Source organism: Prevotella heparinolytica (genome assembly GCF_002998535.1).
GTDB classification, from domain to species: domain Bacteria; phylum Bacteroidota; class Bacteroidia; order Bacteroidales; family Bacteroidaceae; genus Bacteroides; species Bacteroides heparinolyticus.
Genome location: NZ_CP027234.1, coordinates 893,837 through 911,834 on the forward strand (window position 1 = coordinate 893,837; position 17,998 = coordinate 911,834).

The following is a 17,998-nucleotide window of genomic DNA, read 5'->3' on the forward strand; positions in this document are numbered from 1 at the left end:
GAAGTATTTTGTATATTAGTGGCATGTATACTAATATCGATATTTTCAAAATAGAGACAAACCACGTTGTTCCAGCGCAAGGAAAGGTTTTAATTTCCGAACCTTTTTTGTGTGATCATGTATTTGGTCGCTCTGTTATTTTATTGGTAGACCATACACACGATGGCACAATGGGGCTTGTCATGAATAAGCCGCTTCCCGTATGCTTGAATGATATTCTCGAAGGATTTCATTGTAGGGAAAACATTCCGATTTACAAAGGTGGCCCGATCAGTATGGATACTTTATTTTATCTACATACTCTCGACGGCATTAAGGGTGCGCTTCCTATAGACAAAAATTTTTATCTGAATGGCGATTTTGAAGCTATTAAGGCATATATTATGCAGGGATATCCCATAAAAGGTAAAATCAGATTTTTCTTGGGATACTCCGGATGGGAGCATAAACAATTGTGCCAAGAGATTCACGAGAACACATGGTTGGTGAGCAAAGAGAATATCGCTTCACTGATGGATGAAGAAGCCAGTGACGAACTTTGGAAAAAAGCACTCTGCAAGTTGGGAGGGAAGTATGAAATTTGGTCACGTTTTCCGCAAATCCCCATATTCAATTAGTTCTTCGAAGACATTGCAGCAATACTACGTCCTTGTATACGCCGCCAACACGCCACCATTCTTTCAGAAGTCCGCATGACACGAAACCACATGACTCAAAAAGGTGTATACTTGCTTTGTTGTCAGTGGTGATATGAGCAATCAGCTGCTTCAGGTGCAGGAAGTTAAAGACATAATTACACAGTAATTCCAATGCTTCTTTGGCATAGCCGTTCCCTTTATACTCTCTTCGCATCGCAATGCCCACTTCTGCGCGGGCATGCATGGGAACAAACTCGGTGATGTCTATGGTGCCCATCACAGCATTGTCTTCCATACGTACAATCATCATGCGTAGCTGACGGTCGGCAAACATGTCGCATTCGGAGTGCTCTATATATTGCTTTAATATAAACTTTGAGTAGGGCACGGTGAAATTGGTCACATCCCACATTTCTGGGTCGTTTTCCATTTCATACATTACTTCCAGATCTTCCGGCTCCATGGCTCGGAGACATACTCGTTCACTACGAAAATAAGATTTATTCATTGCTAAATCAGTCACATTCTTACTTGTCAATATGCAGTTCTTTACGCAAACGCTCTTCACCGGGTAAACAGAAAAGGGAGGCAGTCAAGCCTATCATACCGCAGAGTACCCCTGTGGTGCTCAACATCATATAGTAGGTGAAAAAACCGGTTAAAACCGGTAAACTTAGCAAGACCAACCGAATATCACTCCACAAAGCATAGAGGCGAAGAGCTTTGGGAAGAGCTGCGATATCTATTTTTCGGGTCAGAACCCACGAGAAAAGTTTCAAGGAGATTGGCACACAAGATGCGGTCAGTAAAATGGTTATCGTTTCGGCCATATAAGTTGCAGAAATATTCCCTACATACAGTCCCACCCAGCTACTTCCCATCTCTCCGGATATGACAAGCAGAATGGAAATCATCCAAAAACAGGCAAAAGCTACTTTGACGTGTGCTGTAGTCTTTTTTATTTCTTTTTCCATATATGATTGTGATAATTTATAGATTCTCAAAGAGTTTTATACAGTTCCTGAAAATGGAGTACGGTTTACAATACTACGCCCTAAAGTTACCTCATCGGCATACTCCAATTCATCGCCCACCGAAATGCCACGGGCTATGATAGAAAGCTTCACTCCGAGTTTCTCCAGTTTACGATAAATATAAAAGTTGGTTGTATCTCCTTCCATCGTTGTGCTCAGTGCCAGGATAACTTCGTCAATGCCACCGGCAAGTACTCGCTGCACCAGGCTTTCTATCTGCAAATCTCCGGGGCCTATACCGTCCATCGGTGAGATGACACCTCCTAATACATGATACAGCCCACGAAACTGCTGTGTAGCTTCCACTGCCATCACATCACGGATATTCTCCACTACACAAATCACCGAAGCATCTCGCTGAGGATTGGAACAGATGCGGCACGTTTCCGTATCAGAGATGTTATGACAGACCTTGCAATACTTTACCTCGTGTTTTAATGTGACGATTGCGTTACCGAACGCTTCTACTGTAGCCGTATCCTGCCGTAGTAAATGAAGAACCAGCCTCATAGCCGTTTTACGTCCCACTCCGGGCAACTTGGCAAACTCGCTTACCGCCTTTTCCAATAATGTCGAGGGAAATTGTCCATTCATACTTAAAATCTTCCTATTGGACGCAAAGATAGTGTAATCTTATGAAATAAGTGCTACCTTTGTCGCTTGTAACATAAAAAAGCAGAAACAATCATGGATATTACAAGTGCGGAATTTACCATCAGTAATACAGATGTGCAAAAATGTCCGGAAGGGTCTTTCCCCGAATATGCTTTTATCGGACGTTCTAATGTAGGAAAATCCAGCCTGATCAATATGCTCACCGGGCGGAAAGGCCTTGCTATGACCTCTGCTACTCCCGGGAAGACGATGCTCATCAATCATTTTCTTATCAATAAGAGCTGGTACATTGTAGACCTTCCGGGTTATGGATATGCCAAGCGGGGACAGAAAGGCAAGGAGCAAATAAGAAATATCATCGAAAGCTATATCTTGCAACGTCAACAGATGACCAATCTGTTTGTCCTGATAGACAGTAGGCTGGCACCTCAGGCCATCGACCTTCAATTCATAGAGTGGCTGGGTGAGAATGCCATTCCTTTTGCCATTGTGTTTACCAAAGCCGATAAGTTGAAAGGAGGCAGACTGAATAACAATATCAGTCAGTATCTTCAAAAATTGCAGGAACAATGGGAGGAATTACCACCTTATTTCGTGACCTCTTCCGAAAACCGATTGGGAAAGAAGGAATTATTAGATTACATGGAAAGTATTAACAAAGATTTGAATAAGTAAATAATATAAACTCAAACAAAACAATGAAAAAAATTATTCTTGGGCAATTACTTATTGCCGCTATGTTCATGCCCACTTGCGGTCGGGCACAAGCTCTTTCAGATCTGTTCAATAAAGCTGTAGAAACAGTGACCGGGAAAAATACCGCCATAGTAGATATGGTAGGAACGTGGAGTTATACAGGAGCAGCTGTGGACTTTAAATCAGACAATTTACTGAAAAAAGCTGGAGGCCTCGTTGCTGCGTCTGCTGCTGAAAGTAAGTTGGATGAGCAATTGGCCAAAGTCGGCATCAAGGAAGGACAGATGAGTTTTACTTTCAATGCCGATAGTACTTTCAATGCCCAAATAGGACGTAAAAAAATGAGTGGAACCTATTCTTACAACAGTACTACACAAAAAGTAAATCTCAAATTTGCCAGATTGATAGGTATGAATGCAAAAATAGATTATTCTTCTGCCGGCATGGATTTGTTGTTCGACTCGGATAAATTGCTGAAGTTACTGATTTTCTTTGGAAGTAAAAGTAATAATACAGCTATCAAAAGTGTCAGCTCTTTGGCAAGCAGCTATGATGGTATGATGACAGGATTTACCTTGAAGAAGAAATCTTGATCACCTCCCCTTTTTCTATCATTGAATCTTAGGTATTATTCCACTGCTGGGCACTTAATCCCATCTGATTTTCAATTGTTTATAATTTAGTTCTTTGACATTTTTGTAATCGCAATCGGTAAGTATCTCTCTTACAGACGTTTTATCCAGTAGAGAAAAGCTCAAAATTTGTAGAATTTCGTAGATTGGACGGTTAACTTTCAATCTGTAAGCGACAATGGCAACCAGACAGTATGTTATGATGGCACAGTACACTTGTATCTTGACTGCATTCATCGTGGTGCCCCAAAAAGATTTTACTTTCAGGTGTTGCTTTATCCATTTGAAAAATAGTTCCACCTGCCAACGGTTCTTGTATAGCAAAGCAATTTCCTCTGCTGATAGTTCCATGTTGTTGGTGATGAACACAAATTCTCTGTCCAGTTCTTCATCGTAGTATTTAACCCGCCGGAGTTTGTCCGGATATGCTTTGAGCGATTTATACGTTTCAAGCATTCCAATCTGATCACATTTTATTCCGGTTGTTTTATCGACTTCACGGGAATACATTCTACGGAATCTCATATTATCTTTTGCACGTGTAACGAAGTAAGCACCACTGGTGTGAAGCTTATGCAAACGGGTGAAGTCAACATATCCTTTATCCATGATATAGAAACTTCCCTTTTCATAACTCAACTCATCCAGCATGTTTACGTCATGTACTTTAGCATTGGTTACCAGTACGATTGTCGGTATGGAAGTCTTTACATCATACAAGGTATGAAGTTTGATGCCTCCTTTGTGTTTCTTAAATTCCGCCCACCAAAAAACATTCAGACAAAGGTCTATGGTGGAGGAATCAAAGGCATAAACATTACCGTCAACTTTCACCTCGAAGTCATTTTTGTTGTAGCTATTACGGGCTTCCGCAATCAGGGTATAAGCAAATTCTTCGTAGATACGATAATCTCTATTCCGGTTTGCTTTCCCCAGATTGGTACGGCTAACTGTTGGACCGAATCCCAAGTGATAATACTTGTTCTTGTGTGCCTCAAGGCTGAGCATAAGGTCACGCATACTGTCTCGGGCGGTCAGTTGTCCGAAGATCATGCACAGCATCTGATTCCAACAGGTGAATGTTCTGATTTTCTTATTCCCGGAATACTTCTCTACCAAACGGTCAAAGACACGACGGGGAAGAAAATCTGTAAGTTGAGCGAAGATATATTTGCCTTGATTCATTGTTTTGAGCTTTTGGACAAAGCTAAAACAACTTTTCAATTCAAATCGTCACGCTACAAAAAGATACATAACTATGCGATTATCAAAGATTTCAAAGAACGATGTTTAATTTAAAGTGCCCACTAGTGGTATTATTCAAAGTTGCCATAAAGAAAAACTCCCGTAATTTTATCTGGTTACGGGAGTTTTTTATGTGGGAAACTTTAATTTATTTACCCAAAGCCTGAGCCACGTCTACAGCGCAAGCCACTGTACATCCTACCATCGGGTTGTTACCGATACCGAGGAATCCCATCATTTCCACGTGAGCGGGAACGGATGAAGAACCGGCGAATTGGGCATCGCTGTGCATGCGGCCCATCGTGTCCGTCATACCGTAAGATGCAGGGCCGGCCGCCATGTTGTCCGGATGGAGTGTACGGCCTGTACCGCCACCCGATGCTACAGAAAAATAAGGCTTGCCGGCAAGTACGCGTTCTTTCTTGTAAGTTCCTGCAACGGGGTGTTGGAAGCGGGTCGGGTTGGTAGAGTTACCGGTAATGGAAACATCTACGCCTTCTTTCCACATGATGGCAACACCTTCACGAACATCATCGGCACCGTAGCATTTTACTTTGGCGCGAGGACCGTCGCTGTATGCTATTTCGCGAACAACTTTCAGTTCGCCTGTATAGTAATCGAATTGAGTCTGTACGTAAGTGAAACCGTTGATACGAGAGATGATCTGTGCGGCATCTTTGCCCAAACCGTTCAGGATGCAGCGCAGAGGTTCTTTGCGCACCTTGTCGGCTTTGGCTGCAATCTTGATGGCACCTTCGGCGGCAGCGAATGATTCGTGGCCGGCCAAAAATGCGAAACATTTGGTTTCTTCGCGCAACAACATCGCAGCCAGATTGCCATGACCGATACCAACCTTACGGTCGTCGGCTACGGAACCCGGAATACAGAATGCTTGCAGACCGATACCGATTGCTTCGGCTGCTTCGGCTGCATTTTTACAACCTTTCTTAATGGCGATGGCACAACCTACCACATAAGCCCATTTCGCATTTTCGAAACAGATGGGCTGGGTTTCTTCACAAGTCTTATAAGGATCGAGACCATGAGCTTCGCAGATAGCGTTAGCTTCTTCGATGTCTTTGATACCGTTAGCGTTCAAAGCAGCAAGAATCTGTTTGATACGACGGTCTTGGCTTTCAAATTTTACTTCTCTAATCATAATGTCTTTCCTCCTTATATTATTCGTGACGTGGGTCAATGTGTTTAACTGCACCTTGCTCGGCAGTGAAGCGACCGTATGTGCCGGTTACTTTCTTCAAAGCTTCGTTGGCGTCCGTACCTTTCTTGATCTCATCCATGAACTTGCCAAGGTGAACGAATTCGTATCCGCAGATTTCATCGTTCTTGTCCAAAGCGATGGTCTTGATGTAACCCTCTGCCATTTCAAGATAACGAGAACCTTTGGCCAGAGTACCATACAATGTACCTACCTGGCTACGCAGACCTTTACCCAAGTCTTCCAGACCGGCACCGATCATCAAACCGCCTTCAGAGAAAGCAGATTGTGTGCGGCCGTAAACGATTTGCAGGAAGAGTTCGCGCATGGCTGTGTTGATAGCGTCGCAAACGAGGTCGGTGTTCAATGCTTCGAGAATAGTCTTTCCCGGGAGAATTTCTGATGCCATGGCAGCAGAGTGAGTCATACCGGAGCAACCGATAGTCTCAACCAAAGCTTCCTGAATAACACCTTCTTTTACGTTGAGGGTTAATTTACACGCACCTTGCTGAGGAGCACACCAGCCGATGCCGTGTGTCAAACCAGAGATGTCAACAAATTCTTTAGCTTTTACCCATTTACCTTCTTCGGGAATAGGAGCCGGCCCGTGGTTAGGACCTTTCTTCACAACACACATGTGTTCCACTTCGTGTGAATAAGTCATAATTAGCTCTTTTTAAGTGATATAATTAAGAAAAATGTAATCCACTTTTATTAGTCGGCGCAAAGTTAGTTCTTTTCTTCGTTTTTGCCAACTCTTCAATTTGACTTTTTTACTAAGAGTTTGTTTTAATCTCCTTTTTCGTTTTTTCCTCTTTGTTTTCCCCAATTAAGTATTAGGACTCCTAGCCTCAATCGGAGATAGAACATACGTCGGCACTACGGCCTCTTCATTTTTGACCGACATCTCTCCTTATTATATTATACTGCTGTTCTTGCTGATGCGCCATCACCTCAATCCTCTGCCTTTACTGATTTACCTACACACTCCAACTTATGGAATTCGCTGCAGTTTTTTTATGCTCAAAGCTTTGTTCGCACTGCGCGGATGTCTGTTCGCACGTTGTGAACATCTGTCCGCAGGTTGCGTTTTTGTATTCGCACCGTGCGAACAGAGATTTATCCAAGTTGCGAACAAGTTTACTGTTTACAGCAAACAATTTTATTCCATGGATTTAAGAGGTTTATTCCATAAGTACAACACATCTATTCATGATTGCTATCCGCTCAAACTGCTTGATTGTGGGGTCACTGTATCTCCTCATATTTTCTCCATTGAGATTGTTTCAAGGCTGGTTTTTGTCGATATTTTGTCTTTTCAGGCGTAATTATTGAATCAAACTCTTAACTTTGCCGTCGCATGTTCCGCTATGCTTCTTGCAAAAGCAGAAAGAATTCTTCTGTAAATCAAGAAGATTGGAAAGAGTGGAGTGCTAAATTCAAACAAGCTTCTAAAAAAACTACTCAATATGATAAAAGTGACAGATGCTGCTTTGCGTCAAGCGGCTGCCGACGGGATGGATGCCTTTATCCATGTATTTACCGAGGCTTATGAACAAGAGATAGAAAGCAATGGCAATTTGGCAGCCGATACGATGAGTATGCTCACAGCTGAACAACATTCATTGCTGGCCTATCGGATTTTTCGCGATGAAGTGATGGAAGGAGGGTTTTGCCAATTGATTCAGAATGGCTATGGCGGATATATCTTTGATAATCCGTTTGCCAAGGTGATGCGTCTGTGGGGAATTGGCGATTTGAGCAAGTTGATTTACGCCGCCAAGAAGATATATGATGCTCATCGTGGGGACTTGGAGCGCGAGCGTACAGACGAAGAGTTTATGGCAATGTACGAAGAATACGAAGCTTTCGACGATTTGGAAGACGAATTCCTGGAAAAGGAAGAAGAATATACCGCTGCCGTGGCCGGATATGTGGATGAGCATATCGATTTGTTTGCCACGATTGTATGATTCCGGGGCGTTTTCCCACCGACAGATAATGCCGTTCGCAAAAAGCACGAAACGGGCAGGCTGGTTGTGCCGGTTGGGATGACGAAGTGTTAAAAAAGCAGAAGCATTTGCAGTATTCGGGCGTGTTTTCCGTTTACTCTTAAAAACAATGAAAAAAAGAGTGGGGTATCTCGTTACTCGATTCTTTTATCTAAATTTGCAAACCCTAATATTAAAGAAAATGAAACATTTGAATTTTTTGATGATTGCCTTTACCCTCTTGTTGGGTGTTTCGTTAACCTCTTGTCTGAATAGTGGTGATAATGAAAGTTCTTTTGACGGCTATGGCTATATGCGTGTAAAACACTATTTAGGAAGTTCTTGGTTTGAAGATTTGGGAGGAAATAAATATTTCCCCACTGAAAGTTCACTTGCCACGGTAAAGGCTAACAATGGCTTTGATATAACAAAAAGCGATTTAGTCTTGCTTCAATACAAAAACGTAGAAACGCAGGCAGGGAAAGAAACGGCTAAAACTACCAATCGCACTATTCAACTTGTGGGAGCCGTGGCTATAGATTCTTATGAAACTCGAACCGTAGCTACCGAGGCCGATATGCCTCTTGGGGATGCACCTATTGTGACCTTGAATCCTGCTGCTCAGTACGGTGATACCTACAAGCCGTTTATTTATGGTCCTGAAATGGTGGTTTTGCCTATCAACTGGAAGATGGAAAATAAAACGGAAGCATTGGCACAACATTCATTCGAATTGATATATGTAAAAGATATGCAGAAGAGTGCATCGGAGCTGGTGCTTTATTTGCAACATAATAAGGGAACGGATACCAAAACAGAAGCGAATGCTTACCGGAATAAGGCTTATGATATCAAAAGCATCATGAGTGCCATCAAGAGCAGTACCCAAAAATATCCTGAGAAAATTATAATCAAAGCCAAAGTTGCTGCCGATGGCGGGACGATGCCTGATACTTATACGGATTTTGAGATAGACAGCAGCGCACTTAATAAACTGAAATAATTTGAACTATAAAGATTTATTTCACATAGCTCTGCGACTGATTACCTCTCCGGCTCGTACGTGGGAGGAAATTAGTTTAGAGGATAGACGAAAGGTCTTTACGGCCTTTGTCTATCCTATGATTGGTTTATGCGGGTTGTCCGTCTTCATTGGTTCGTTGATAAGAATGGGGTGGGGCGAGCCGCAAAGTTTTCAATATGCCATGACGCGATGTTGCGCTGTGGCTGTTTCTTTGTTCGGAGGATACTTTCTGGCGGCTTATCTCATCAACGGGTTGCGTGCCCGCATGCTTGGAATGGAGAGCGACATTCCGTTGGCACAACAATTTGCAGGCTATGCCTTAGTGGTAGTGTTTCTGATGAAAATGGTTATCGGCATACTGCCCGATTTCTATGTCATAGCTTTGCTGCTTCAGTTTTACATCGTGTATGTGGTGTGGGAAGGAAGCGACAAAGTGATGCGGGTAGCTGAGAAAGAACGTTTGCGTTTCACCATTCTTTCTTCAGTTTTGCTGATTGTCTGTCCGGCAATGGTGGAGTGGATATTCAATCAATTGACGACAGTGCTGAACTGAGCGCTTTCAATGTGTAGAGTTTTTAAGGTAAAGAGTTATTTGAAAGGGTGAATAGAATCATGAAACAAGCTCCTGTAAATATAAAGAACAAACGTGCCACATTCGATTACGAACTGATAGACACCTATACGGCCGGTATCGTGCTTACGGGTACGGAGATTAAGTCCATTCGCTTGGGAAAAGCAAGTCTGGTCGATACTTTTTGTTATTTTGCAAACGGCGAACTATGGGTGAAGAATATGCATATTGCCGAATATTTTTACGGGTCGTACAACAATCATTCGGCACGCAGGGAACGTAAGCTTCTGCTAAACAAGAAAGAACTGGATAAGTTGGCACGCGACACGAAAACTCCCGGCTTTACCATTGTCCCGGTTCGTTTGTTCATCAACGAGAAAGGCTTGGCCAAAGTAGTGGTGGCCCTTGCCAAGGGTAAAAAAGAATTCGACAAACGCCAGTCTTTGAAAGAAAAAGAGGACAAACGCGATATGGCGCGGATGTTCAAACGATGATAATTATCAAACAGCGAACCACAGATTACAAGGCTCTTTTTTTCTACAAACATTATGAAACAGCTGAACGAGTTGGTGCGTGAGCACATCCTTATTCTGGATGGTGCCATGGGTACCATGATACAACAATACAACTTAACGGAGAAAGATTTCCGGGGCGAACGTTTTGCACACATTGCCGGACAGATGAGAGGCAACAATGATTTACTCTGTCTGACAAGGCCAGATGTGATACAAGATATCCATCGCAAATATCTGGAAGCAGGGGCAGACATCATTGAGACAAACACGTTCAGTTCCACTTGCGTCAGTATGGCCGATTATCATGTGCAGGAATATGTGCGTGAAATGAATCTTGCGGCTGTAAGGCTGGCTCGCGAGGTGGCCGACGAGTTTACCGCTCTTACTCCTGATAAACCTCGTTTTGTGGCAGGTGCCGTGGGGCCTACAAACAAAACGTGCTCCATGAGTCCCGATGTCAACAATCCGGCTTTCCGTGCTCTGGCCTACGACCAACTGGCCGCTGCCTATCAAGAGCAGATGGAGGCTTTGCTTGAAGGTGGAGTAGATGCCTTATTAATAGAAACCATCTTTGATACGCTGAATGCAAAGGCTGCTATTTTTGCCGCAGAGCAAGCTATGGAGACTGTCGGCATACGCGTTCCTCTGATGCTTTCCGTCACGGTTTCTGATATAGCCGGACGTACGCTTTCGGGGCAGACGCTGGACGCTTTCTTAGCTTCCGTGCAACATGCCGACCTCTTCTCCGTGGGGCTGAACTGTTCTTTCGGAGCCCGGCAATTGAAACCTTTTCTGGAACAACTTGCCGCCCGTGCTCCTTATTATATCAGTGCCTACCCCAATGCCGGTTTACCCAATAGTCTGGGGAAATATGACCAAAGCCCTGACGACATGGCACATGAAATAAAAGAATATATTCATGAAGGCCTGGTGAACATTATTGGAGGATGTTGCGGAACCACGGACGAATACATTGCTCGTTATGCTGCTTTAATAGAAGGTGTGTCGCCTCGTCGTCCCGCCCCGAAACCTGCCAACTTGTGGCTTTCGGGACTTGAACTTCTGGAGGTGAAACCGGAGAACAACTTTGTAAATGTGGGTGAGCGTTGCAATGTGGCGGGCTCGCGTATGTTCCTGCGCTTGATCAACGAGAAGAAATACGATGAGGCGCTTGGCATTGCCCGTCGGCAAGTGGAAGATGGCGCCCAACTCATCGACATCAATATGGATGACGGCTTGCTGGATGCTTGTGCAGAAATGACTACTTTTTTGAATCTGATAGCTTCCGAGCCTGAGATCGCGCGCGTTCCCGTGATGATAGACTCTTCCAAGTGGGAAGTGATTGTTGCGGGGTTGAAATGCCTGCAAGGTAAATCTGTAGTCAACTCCATTTCTTTGAAAGAAGGTGAGGAGAAGTTTCTGGAGCATGCACGCATCATCAAGCAATATGGAGCGGCAGTCGTAGTGATGGCTTTCGACGAGAAGGGGCAAGCTGATACTTTTGAACGCAAAATTGAAGTTTGCGAACGTGCATATCGCCTTTTGGTCGATAAGATCAACTTCAATCCTCATGATATTATTTTCGACCCGAATGTGCTTGCCGTAGCTACGGGGATGGACGAGCATAACAACTATGCCGTGGACTTTATTCGTGCCACCGGTTGGATTAGGAACAATCTGCCGGGTGCGCATGTCAGCGGAGGAGTAAGTAATCTCTCTTTCTCATTCCGTGGCAATAATTATATCCGTGAAGCAATGCATGCCGTGTTTCTTTATCATGCTATTCGCGAAGGGATGGATATGGGTATTGTGAATTCGGCAACTTCTGTTCTTTATACGGATATTCCTGCCGACATTTTGGAACGCATTGAAGATGTGGTGCTGAACAGGCGCCCTGACGCTGCCGAGCGGCTGATAGAAACAGCCGAACGCCTGAAAGCAGAAGCCGAGGAAGCTAAGGGGGCAGGTGGTAAGAGTACGGCTTCCCCCCATTCGCAACTGGCATGGAGAGAGGGAACCGTTGTGGAAGACCGCTTGAAATATGCTTTGACCAAAGGTATCAGCGATTATCTGGAGGAAGACCTTGCCGAGGCGTTAAAGCTCTATCCCACAGCAGTGTCTATCATTGAAGGCCCTTTGATGGCAGGTATGAATCATGTAGGCGATTTGTTCGGAGCTGGTAAGATGTTTTTGCCGCAAGTGGTGAAAACGGCGCGCACCATGAAGAAAGCGGTGGCCATACTTCAGCCGGTGATTGAATCCGAAAAGGAAAAAGGGGCGGTATCTGCCGGCAAGGTATTGCTTGCCACGGTGAAAGGAGATGTACATGATATCGGCAAGAATATCGTTTCGGTGGTTATGGCCTGCAACGGATATGAAATCATAGACCTTGGCGTAATGGTGCCTGCCGAAACCATCGTGCAGCGTGCCGTAGAGGAACAAGTCGACATGATAGGACTGAGCGGCCTGATAACTCCTTCCTTGGATGAGATGGTGCATGTGGCCATCGAGTTGGAGAAGGCGGGCCTGAATATTCCTTTGCTGATAGGGGGAGCTACGACTTCGCAGCTTCATACGGCATTGAAGATTGCTCCGGTGTATCATGCTCCGGTTGTCCATCTGAAAGATGCTTCGCAGAATGCCACGGTAGCAGTGAAACTAATGAATCCTGCAACAAAAGAGGAACTAAAGAAGGAACTTAACGAGCAGTATGCGCAATTGTGCAAAAAGAATCAGGAAAGAAAAGTAGAGACCGTTTCGTTGGAAGAAGCGCAAAAGAATAAGCTGAATTTGTTTTAAACAGCAGTTTTTATCTCTCCGGTTGTCAGCCCACACTTGGTCGCTCCTATAGTGTGGGCAGACCTTCCTCAAAGTGTGGGCTAATGTTGCTTAAGGTGTGGGCATACGCTTCGGCAAGTGCGGGCATACTTCTCGTAAAGTGTGGGCTTGCGATTGCACAAGTGTAGCCTCTCACATCTATAAGTATAACCACTCAATTTACAGATTAGGGGATGATTATTTCTTCCTTGCAGAAGGGCGCGAAGTATCCTGTATCTTATTCTTATATTGATCAAATCGTGAAGTAATATCCCTCACAAAATTATATGTCTCGATACCCCGGAAATATCCATTCTTACAAACGGGATCGGTGAAGTATTCTTCATTACTTTTTAGCAGAATGAAAGTCTCTACATGGTCTTTCCACACATACTTGTTTTTGCCGTACTTTTCGGCCAGAGCCATGGCGTCTTGTACGTGTCCGATTCCTGAGTTGTAAGCAGCTAATATGAAGTTGATGCGCTCCTCTTGGGGAACCAGTGTAAAGCTTTTATCCATAGCAGCTATATATTTTGTGGCTGCTTTGATGCTTTCCTCCGGATTTTGTTCCTTGCCTGCAGGTACTCCCATTGCTCTTGCCGTGGACGGCATTAGCTGCATCAACCCTTTGGCTCCTGCCCATGACACGGCAGTGGTGTCAAAGTTCGACTCCGTGTAGGCCAAGGAAGCCAGCAGGCGCCAGTCCCAATTAATATCGGGCGCATATTTCTTAAACAAATCATCGTAATGAGATATTTTGCCTTCGCGTAACGAGAGAATAGGGGAGTGCGGAAAGATTTTGCTGATTTCAAAGTAACGCTTCATACTCGCCGTGTAGGCAGGCGAGGTCACGTTCTCTGCGTGCCACTTGTCGGCAATGGCAGCCAATTGCGGACTATCTTTGCGTACAGCCCATGAAGCACGCTGATCGAAGCTGATGGATAATCCGATGTTTAGGTTAGGATAATAGGTGGCATTCAGTTGTGCTACATCATTATCGGCCACCGTATAGGGAATTTTTCCTTGCGCTACTTGCGTAATCAGGTCTTCGGTGCTGATGCTATCGTTGGTGACCTGATGGATGCGAATGCCTCCTCCAAGTTCGTCGTCCAGATTGACCAGACGTTCATAATATTTCCCCGGTTTCACATATATGTCTTTTCCGATGAGTTCCGTAACGTCTTTCAGGGGCTTGCTGCCTCCACCGTTCCGTTGCACGATGACTTGGTGGGTGATGATTTCCTCGCCGCAATAAATCAGGCTGTCTTTCCATTCCTTGGTGATGGGCAGGTTATAGGCTATAAGGTCTCCCTTGCCGGCTTGCAATTGTTCGATAAGTTCGTGCACGCTCCGGACAACTTCTATCCTCAGCTTTACTCCCAGGCTTTTGGCAAACTGTTCGCTCAACTCATACTGGAATCCCATATCCTGACCGCGATAGATGAAATAGGACGTGGAGCTGTATAAGGTCAACGCCACCAGTTCACCACTGTCTTTTATCTGTTGCAAGCCGTCGTATTGTCTTTCTTCTTTACCGTGGCTTCCACGGCATCCCGAAATGCAACAAAGCAACAGTGCAAGAATGACCGATAATGAATGATTGCTCATTAATGACCAAAGTTTCCGGAAGCAAACTATGTCAATCATACTATGTTATTGTGTTGATCGTCAATCTGTTTTTGGAACCTCAATCTTCTCGTATCACTTCAAATGCTTCTTGATATACATGGTCAATATGTCAATGGCTATCCGGTTATTTCCACCTTCGGGCACAATGAGGTCGGCATATCGTTTGCAGGGTTCGATGAATTGCTGGTGCATCGGTTTCAGAATACGGGTGTAACGTTCCATTACCGCTTCGGCTGTACGTCCTCGTTCCACCACGTCACGTTGTATTACGCGAATCAAGCGTTCGTCGGGATCGGCGTCTACAAATATTTTGAGGTCCATCATGTTGCGCAATTTCTTGTCGCACAAGGCTAAGATTCCTTCGATGATGATGACTTCGCGAGGTTCGATATGGATGGTTTCGGGCTGCCGGGTACACGTCAGGTAAGAATAAGTGGGCTGTTCAATGCTCTTCCCTTCGCGCAGCATGGCTACGTGTTTGGAAAGCAGACTCCATTCAAATGCGTCCGGATGGTCGAAGTTGATGTTCTGCCTTTCTTCCACAGGCACGTGGCTGCTGTCTTTATAATAAGAGTCTTGTGGCAGTAATACCACTTCACCGGCCGGTAGGCTTTCAATAATCTTACGTACTACGGTGGTTTTTCCCGAACCGGTTCCTCCTGCAATTCCTATTATTAACATCCGTTTAAGTATATATTTAAAACAAAACCTGTATTTTTGTAGCACGAAAACCGGCATTATTCCGCCAAACGTTTCGGCAAAAGAAGATGAACATTCTTTTGTTCTCTGTCGTTATAAATTTTGCTGTTCTTGAGAAAAACAGCCGTTTCGGCTGACAAATATAGACATAAATCATTAAAACAACAATTTATGGTAAAGCACATTGTATTATTTAAATTGAAAGATGAGGTTTCAGCTGACGAAAAGTTAGCGGCAATGAATAATTTTAAAGCAGCTATTGAAGCGCTTCCGGCAAAGATACCTGTTATCCGTAAGATAGAAGTCGGATTGAACATGAATCCGGGCGAGACTTGGAACATTGCTCTTTACAGTGAGTTCGATACATTGGATGATGTGAAGTTCTATGCTGTCCATCCCGACCATGTGGCCGCCGGGAGACTCCTTGCCACAGTGAAGGAAAGTCGCGCCTGTGTGGATTATGAATTGTAAACAAATCTCTTTTCAATTAATTAAAAGCTTTAGACGAAACATGAAGAATATATCGCTCTCTTTTTTTCTGTTGCTCTTCGCCATGATGGCGCAAGCACAGATACAAGACCCCGTTAAGTTTAAGTCGGAATGGAAGACTTTACCGGGCGATGAGGCAGAGGTTGTGTTCACTGCATCCATTGATAAAGGCTGGCACGTTTATTCTACCGATTTGGGCGATGGCGGTCCTATTTCGGCTACTTTCAATGTGGAGAGACTTTCGGGAGTGGAAACTGTGGGTAAATTGAGACCGGCAGGTAAGGAGATTTCCGCATTCGACCGCTTGTTCGAGATGAAGGTGCGGTACTTTGAGCATACTGCCCGGTTTGTGCAGAAATTAAAGCTCACAAGCAGTACCTATCAAGTGGAAGGTTATTTGGAATATGGTGCCTGCAATGACGAGAATTGCTTACCTCCCACCCAAGTGCCCTTTAAGTTTTCCGGAGAAGCGGAGGGTGTTGCCAGGGAAAATGTCGCTTCTGTGTCGGAAACAAACGTTGCTGATGTATCGGCACCGCAAGAAGCCGTTGCAGCCGATACGGTTTCTGCTGCAAATGTTGATGGAGTGGGAGTCCTCGCAGGAGGGGATGTGCCGAATAAGTCTGACTTGTGGAAACCGGTAATCGACGAATTGAAAGCCTTGGGGGAGTCTACTTCTCACGAGGATATGTCATGGTTTTACATTTTCATTACCGGATTTGTCGGAGGACTTCTGGCATTGTTCACCCCATGCGTATGGCCTATTATCCCGATGACGGTCAGCTTTTTCCTGAAGCGAAGCAAAGACAAGAAGAAAGGTATTCGTGACGCTTGGACGTATGGTGCATCAATCGTCGTTATTTATGTTACGCTCGGTCTGGCCATTACGCTTATTTTCGGCGCCAGTGCACTGAATGCGCTTTCCACCAATGCCGTGTTCAATATCCTGTTCTGCTTGATGTTGGTTGTGTTTGCCGCTTCTTTTTTCGGGGCTTTCGAGATTACTCTGCCTTCCAAGTGGAGCACGGCTGTAGACAGCAAGGCGGAAGCAACGAGTGGCCTGCTCAGCATTTTCTTGATGGCGTTTACGCTCTCATTGGTTTCTTTCTCCTGCACAGGGCCTATTATCGGCTTCCTTTTGGTACAAGTTTCTACTACGGGCAGTGTGGTGGCTCCGGCCATCGGCATGCTTGGCTTTGCAGTAGCTTTGGCATTGCCATTTACATTGTTTGCACTGTTCCCGTCTTGGCTGAAGTCCATGCCCAAGTCAGGAGGGTGGATGAATATAATCAAGGTGACTCTTGGTTTTCTGGAATTGGCGTTTGCCTTGAAGTTCCTCTCAGTGGCTGATTTGGCTTATGGCTGGCGTATTCTTGACCGTGAAACATTCCTCGCATTGTGGATTGTGCTGTTTGCCTTGCTTGGCTTTTATTTGTTGGGTAAAATCAAGTTCCCGCACGATGACGACGATACGAAAGTCAGCGTACCACGCTTTTTCATGGCTCTGGCATCATTGGCATTTGCCGTTTACATGGTTCCCGGTTTGTGGGGAGCACCGTTGAAAGCGGTCAGTGCTTTTGCGCCACCCATGCAGACGCAGGATTTCAATCTCTATAATAATGAAGTACATGCCAAGTTCGATGATTATGACCTTGGTATGGAGTATGCGCGTCAGCATGGCAAACCGGTGATGCTCGATTTTACCGGTTATGGCTGCGTAAACTGTCGTAAGATGGAGCTTTCCGTATGGACAAACCCGAAGGTGAGCGATATCATCAATAACGGATACGTACTTATCACCCTTTATGTGGACAATAAAACACCGCTTCCTGCACCTGTGAAGATCGTGGAAAACGGTACGGAACGCACTCTGCGTACAGTGGGCGATAAGTGGAGCTATCTGCAACGTGTGAAGTTCGGTGCCAATGCGCAGCCTTTCTATGTGCTGATTGACAACGAGGGGAAACCTCTCGAGAAGTCATATTCTTATAATGAGGATATACCCAAATACATCGAGTTCTTGCAGACCGGTTTAGAGAATTACAAAACGAAAAAATAAACATGAGTCAGCTTAATTGAGTAATAAACCCGCTCGTTAAGCTGACTTTCTTTTAAGATGAAACATATTATCGACATCGAAAAATGGGAGCGACGGGATAATTATGTATTTTTCCGCGGCTTTGCAAA

Annotated in this window: 18 protein-coding genes; 10 read left to right on the forward strand and 8 right to left on the reverse strand. The window is 44.6% G+C overall.

Annotated elements, in window-relative coordinates; translation table 11 throughout:
• The first annotated feature begins 23 nt into the window (after positions 1-23).
• Positions 24-617, forward strand: coding sequence for a YqgE/AlgH family protein (locus C3V43_RS03710; RefSeq protein WP_106068651.1), 594 nt, complete (start codon positions 24-26; stop codon positions 615-617).
• Here C3V43_RS03710 and C3V43_RS03715 read toward each other — a convergent pair.
• From C3V43_RS03715 to recR, 3 genes are read right to left on the reverse strand one after another with little or no spacing between them, the layout of a single operon-like run.
• Positions 610-1,146, reverse strand: a complete 537-nt coding sequence (locus C3V43_RS03715) for a GNAT family N-acetyltransferase (RefSeq protein WP_106068652.1) — start codon at positions 1,144-1,146, stop codon at positions 610-612. The two genes, C3V43_RS03710 and C3V43_RS03715, sit on opposite strands and share 8 nt — an antisense overlap.
• 19 nt (positions 1,147-1,165) lie before the next feature.
• Entirely contained in the window at positions 1,166-1,612 is a 447-nt protein-coding gene (locus C3V43_RS03720) for a hypothetical protein (protein ID WP_106068653.1), read from the reverse strand.
• Between the two features lie 36 nt (positions 1,613-1,648).
• On the reverse strand, positions 1,649-2,266 hold the full coding sequence (gene recR, locus C3V43_RS03725) for a recombination mediator RecR (RefSeq protein ID WP_106068654.1): 618 nt from the start codon (positions 2,264-2,266) through the stop codon (positions 1,649-1,651).
• A 93-nt stretch (positions 2,267-2,359) separates the two neighbouring features.
• On the opposite strand from recR, the gene yihA reads away from it, so the two are divergent.
• Together yihA and C3V43_RS03735 are read left to right on the forward strand one after the other, a co-directional pair.
• Entirely contained in the window at positions 2,360-2,962 is a 603-nt protein-coding gene (gene yihA, locus C3V43_RS03730; RefSeq protein WP_106068655.1) for a ribosome biogenesis GTP-binding protein YihA/YsxC, read from the forward strand.
• Between the two features lie 23 nt (positions 2,963-2,985).
• Positions 2,986-3,576, forward strand: coding sequence for a DUF4923 family protein (locus tag C3V43_RS03735; RefSeq protein WP_106068656.1), 591 nt, complete (start codon positions 2,986-2,988; stop codon positions 3,574-3,576).
• Positions 3,577-3,630: 54 nt separating this feature from the next.
• On the opposite strand, the gene C3V43_RS03740 is transcribed toward C3V43_RS03735, so the two are convergent.
• The 3 genes from C3V43_RS03740 to C3V43_RS03750 all read right to left on the reverse strand — a co-directional run bounded on the left by C3V43_RS03740 (position 3,631) and on the right by C3V43_RS03750 (position 6,740).
• Positions 3,631-4,800, reverse strand: coding sequence for an IS4 family transposase (locus tag C3V43_RS03740; protein ID WP_106068085.1), 1,170 nt, complete (start codon positions 4,798-4,800; stop codon positions 3,631-3,633).
• A gap of 208 nt (positions 4,801-5,008) precedes the next feature.
• Positions 5,009-6,019, reverse strand: coding sequence for a GGGtGRT protein (locus C3V43_RS03745; RefSeq protein WP_106068657.1), 1,011 nt, complete (start codon positions 6,017-6,019; stop codon positions 5,009-5,011).
• A 19-nt stretch (positions 6,020-6,038) separates the two neighbouring features.
• On the reverse strand, positions 6,039-6,740 hold the full coding sequence (locus tag C3V43_RS03750) for an iron-sulfur cluster assembly scaffold protein (protein ID WP_106068658.1): 702 nt from the start codon (positions 6,738-6,740) through the stop codon (positions 6,039-6,041).
• A gap of 805 nt (positions 6,741-7,545) precedes the next feature.
• Between C3V43_RS03750 and C3V43_RS03755 the strand changes: the two genes are divergently transcribed.
• The 5 genes from C3V43_RS03755 (at position 7,546) to metH (ending at position 12,976) form a co-directional block, all read left to right on the forward strand.
• The gene (locus tag C3V43_RS03755; RefSeq protein ID WP_106068659.1) at positions 7,546-8,049 is read left to right on the forward strand and encodes a DMP19 family protein; all 504 of its coding nucleotides are present in this window, start codon (positions 7,546-7,548) and stop codon (positions 8,047-8,049) included.
• Positions 8,050-8,197: 148 nt separating this feature from the next.
• Positions 8,198-9,070, forward strand: a complete 873-nt coding sequence (locus tag C3V43_RS03760; protein WP_235655883.1) for a hypothetical protein — start codon at positions 8,198-8,200, stop codon at positions 9,068-9,070.
• Position 9,071: 1 nt separating this feature from the next.
• Positions 9,072-9,644, forward strand: coding sequence for a Yip1 family protein (locus C3V43_RS03765; RefSeq protein WP_106068661.1), 573 nt, complete (start codon positions 9,072-9,074; stop codon positions 9,642-9,644).
• A gap of 59 nt (positions 9,645-9,703) precedes the next feature.
• Entirely contained in the window at positions 9,704-10,156 is a 453-nt protein-coding gene (gene smpB / locus C3V43_RS03770) for an SsrA-binding protein (RefSeq protein WP_106040353.1), read from the forward strand.
• Positions 10,157-10,210: 54 nt separating this feature from the next.
• Positions 10,211-12,976: a methionine synthase gene (gene metH / locus C3V43_RS03775; protein ID WP_106068662.1), complete on the forward strand. Its 2,766-nt coding sequence runs from the start codon at positions 10,211-10,213 to the stop codon at positions 12,974-12,976.
• A 216-nt stretch (positions 12,977-13,192) separates the two neighbouring features.
• Here metH and C3V43_RS03780 read toward each other — a convergent pair whose 3' ends face one another.
• Together C3V43_RS03780 and udk are read right to left on the reverse strand one after the other, a co-directional pair.
• Positions 13,193-14,602: an MltF family protein gene (locus C3V43_RS03780; RefSeq protein WP_106068663.1), complete on the reverse strand. Its 1,410-nt coding sequence runs from the start codon at positions 14,600-14,602 to the stop codon at positions 13,193-13,195.
• 93 nt (positions 14,603-14,695) lie between these two features.
• Positions 14,696-15,304 carry a uridine kinase gene (udk, locus tag C3V43_RS03785; protein ID WP_106068664.1) on the reverse strand — a complete coding sequence of 203 codons (609 nt, stop codon included), beginning with the start codon at positions 15,302-15,304 and terminating at the stop codon, positions 14,696-14,698.
• A 189-nt stretch (positions 15,305-15,493) separates the two neighbouring features.
• Between udk and C3V43_RS03790 the strand changes: the two genes are divergently transcribed.
• Together C3V43_RS03790 and C3V43_RS03795 are read left to right on the forward strand one after the other, a co-directional pair.
• Positions 15,494-15,793: a Dabb family protein gene (locus tag C3V43_RS03790; protein ID WP_106070446.1), complete on the forward strand. Its 300-nt coding sequence runs from the start codon at positions 15,494-15,496 to the stop codon at positions 15,791-15,793.
• Positions 15,794-15,833: 40 nt separating this feature from the next.
• Entirely contained in the window at positions 15,834-17,870 is a 2,037-nt protein-coding gene (locus C3V43_RS03795) for a protein-disulfide reductase DsbD family protein (RefSeq protein WP_106068665.1), read from the forward strand.
• The last annotated feature ends 128 nt before the right edge of the window (positions 17,871-17,998 follow it).

What these genes read in the sequence shown, in the direction of transcription:
- C3V43_RS03710 (WP_106068651.1), top strand. Translation starts at nt 24, where the DNA reads ATGTATACTAATATCGATATTTTCAAAATAGAGACAAACCACGTTGTT.
- C3V43_RS03715 (WP_106068652.1), bottom strand. Translation starts at nt 1,146, where the DNA reads ATGAATAAATCTTATTTTCGTAGTGAACGAGTATGTCTCCGAGCCATG.
- C3V43_RS03720 (WP_106068653.1), bottom strand. Translation starts at nt 1,612, where the DNA reads ATGGAAAAAGAAATAAAAAAGACTACAGCACACGTCAAAGTAGCTTTT.
- recR (WP_106068654.1), bottom strand. Translation starts at nt 2,266, where the DNA reads ATGAATGGACAATTTCCCTCGACATTATTGGAAAAGGCGGTAAGCGAG.
- yihA (WP_106068655.1), top strand. Translation starts at nt 2,360, where the DNA reads ATGGATATTACAAGTGCGGAATTTACCATCAGTAATACAGATGTGCAA.
- C3V43_RS03735 (WP_106068656.1), top strand. Translation starts at nt 2,986, where the DNA reads ATGAAAAAAATTATTCTTGGGCAATTACTTATTGCCGCTATGTTCATG.
- C3V43_RS03740 (WP_106068085.1), bottom strand. Translation starts at nt 4,800, where the DNA reads ATGAATCAAGGCAAATATATCTTCGCTCAACTTACAGATTTTCTTCCC.
- C3V43_RS03745 (WP_106068657.1), bottom strand. Translation starts at nt 6,019, where the DNA reads ATGATTAGAGAAGTAAAATTTGAAAGCCAAGACCGTCGTATCAAACAG.
- C3V43_RS03750 (WP_106068658.1), bottom strand. Translation starts at nt 6,740, where the DNA reads ATGACTTATTCACACGAAGTGGAACACATGTGTGTTGTGAAGAAAGGT.
- C3V43_RS03755 (WP_106068659.1), top strand. Translation starts at nt 7,546, where the DNA reads ATGATAAAAGTGACAGATGCTGCTTTGCGTCAAGCGGCTGCCGACGGG.
- C3V43_RS03760 (WP_235655883.1), top strand. Translation starts at nt 8,198, where the DNA reads ATGAAAAAAAGAGTGGGGTATCTCGTTACTCGATTCTTTTATCTAAAT.
- smpB (WP_106040353.1), top strand. Translation starts at nt 9,704, where the DNA reads ATGAAACAAGCTCCTGTAAATATAAAGAACAAACGTGCCACATTCGAT.
- metH (WP_106068662.1), top strand. Translation starts at nt 10,211, where the DNA reads ATGAAACAGCTGAACGAGTTGGTGCGTGAGCACATCCTTATTCTGGAT.
- C3V43_RS03780 (WP_106068663.1), bottom strand. Translation starts at nt 14,602, where the DNA reads ATGAGCAATCATTCATTATCGGTCATTCTTGCACTGTTGCTTTGTTGC.
- udk (WP_106068664.1), bottom strand. Translation starts at nt 15,304, where the DNA reads ATGTTAATAATAGGAATTGCAGGAGGAACCGGTTCGGGAAAAACCACC.
- C3V43_RS03790 (WP_106070446.1), top strand. Translation starts at nt 15,494, where the DNA reads ATGGTAAAGCACATTGTATTATTTAAATTGAAAGATGAGGTTTCAGCT.
- C3V43_RS03795 (WP_106068665.1), top strand. Translation starts at nt 15,834, where the DNA reads ATGAAGAATATATCGCTCTCTTTTTTTCTGTTGCTCTTCGCCATGATG.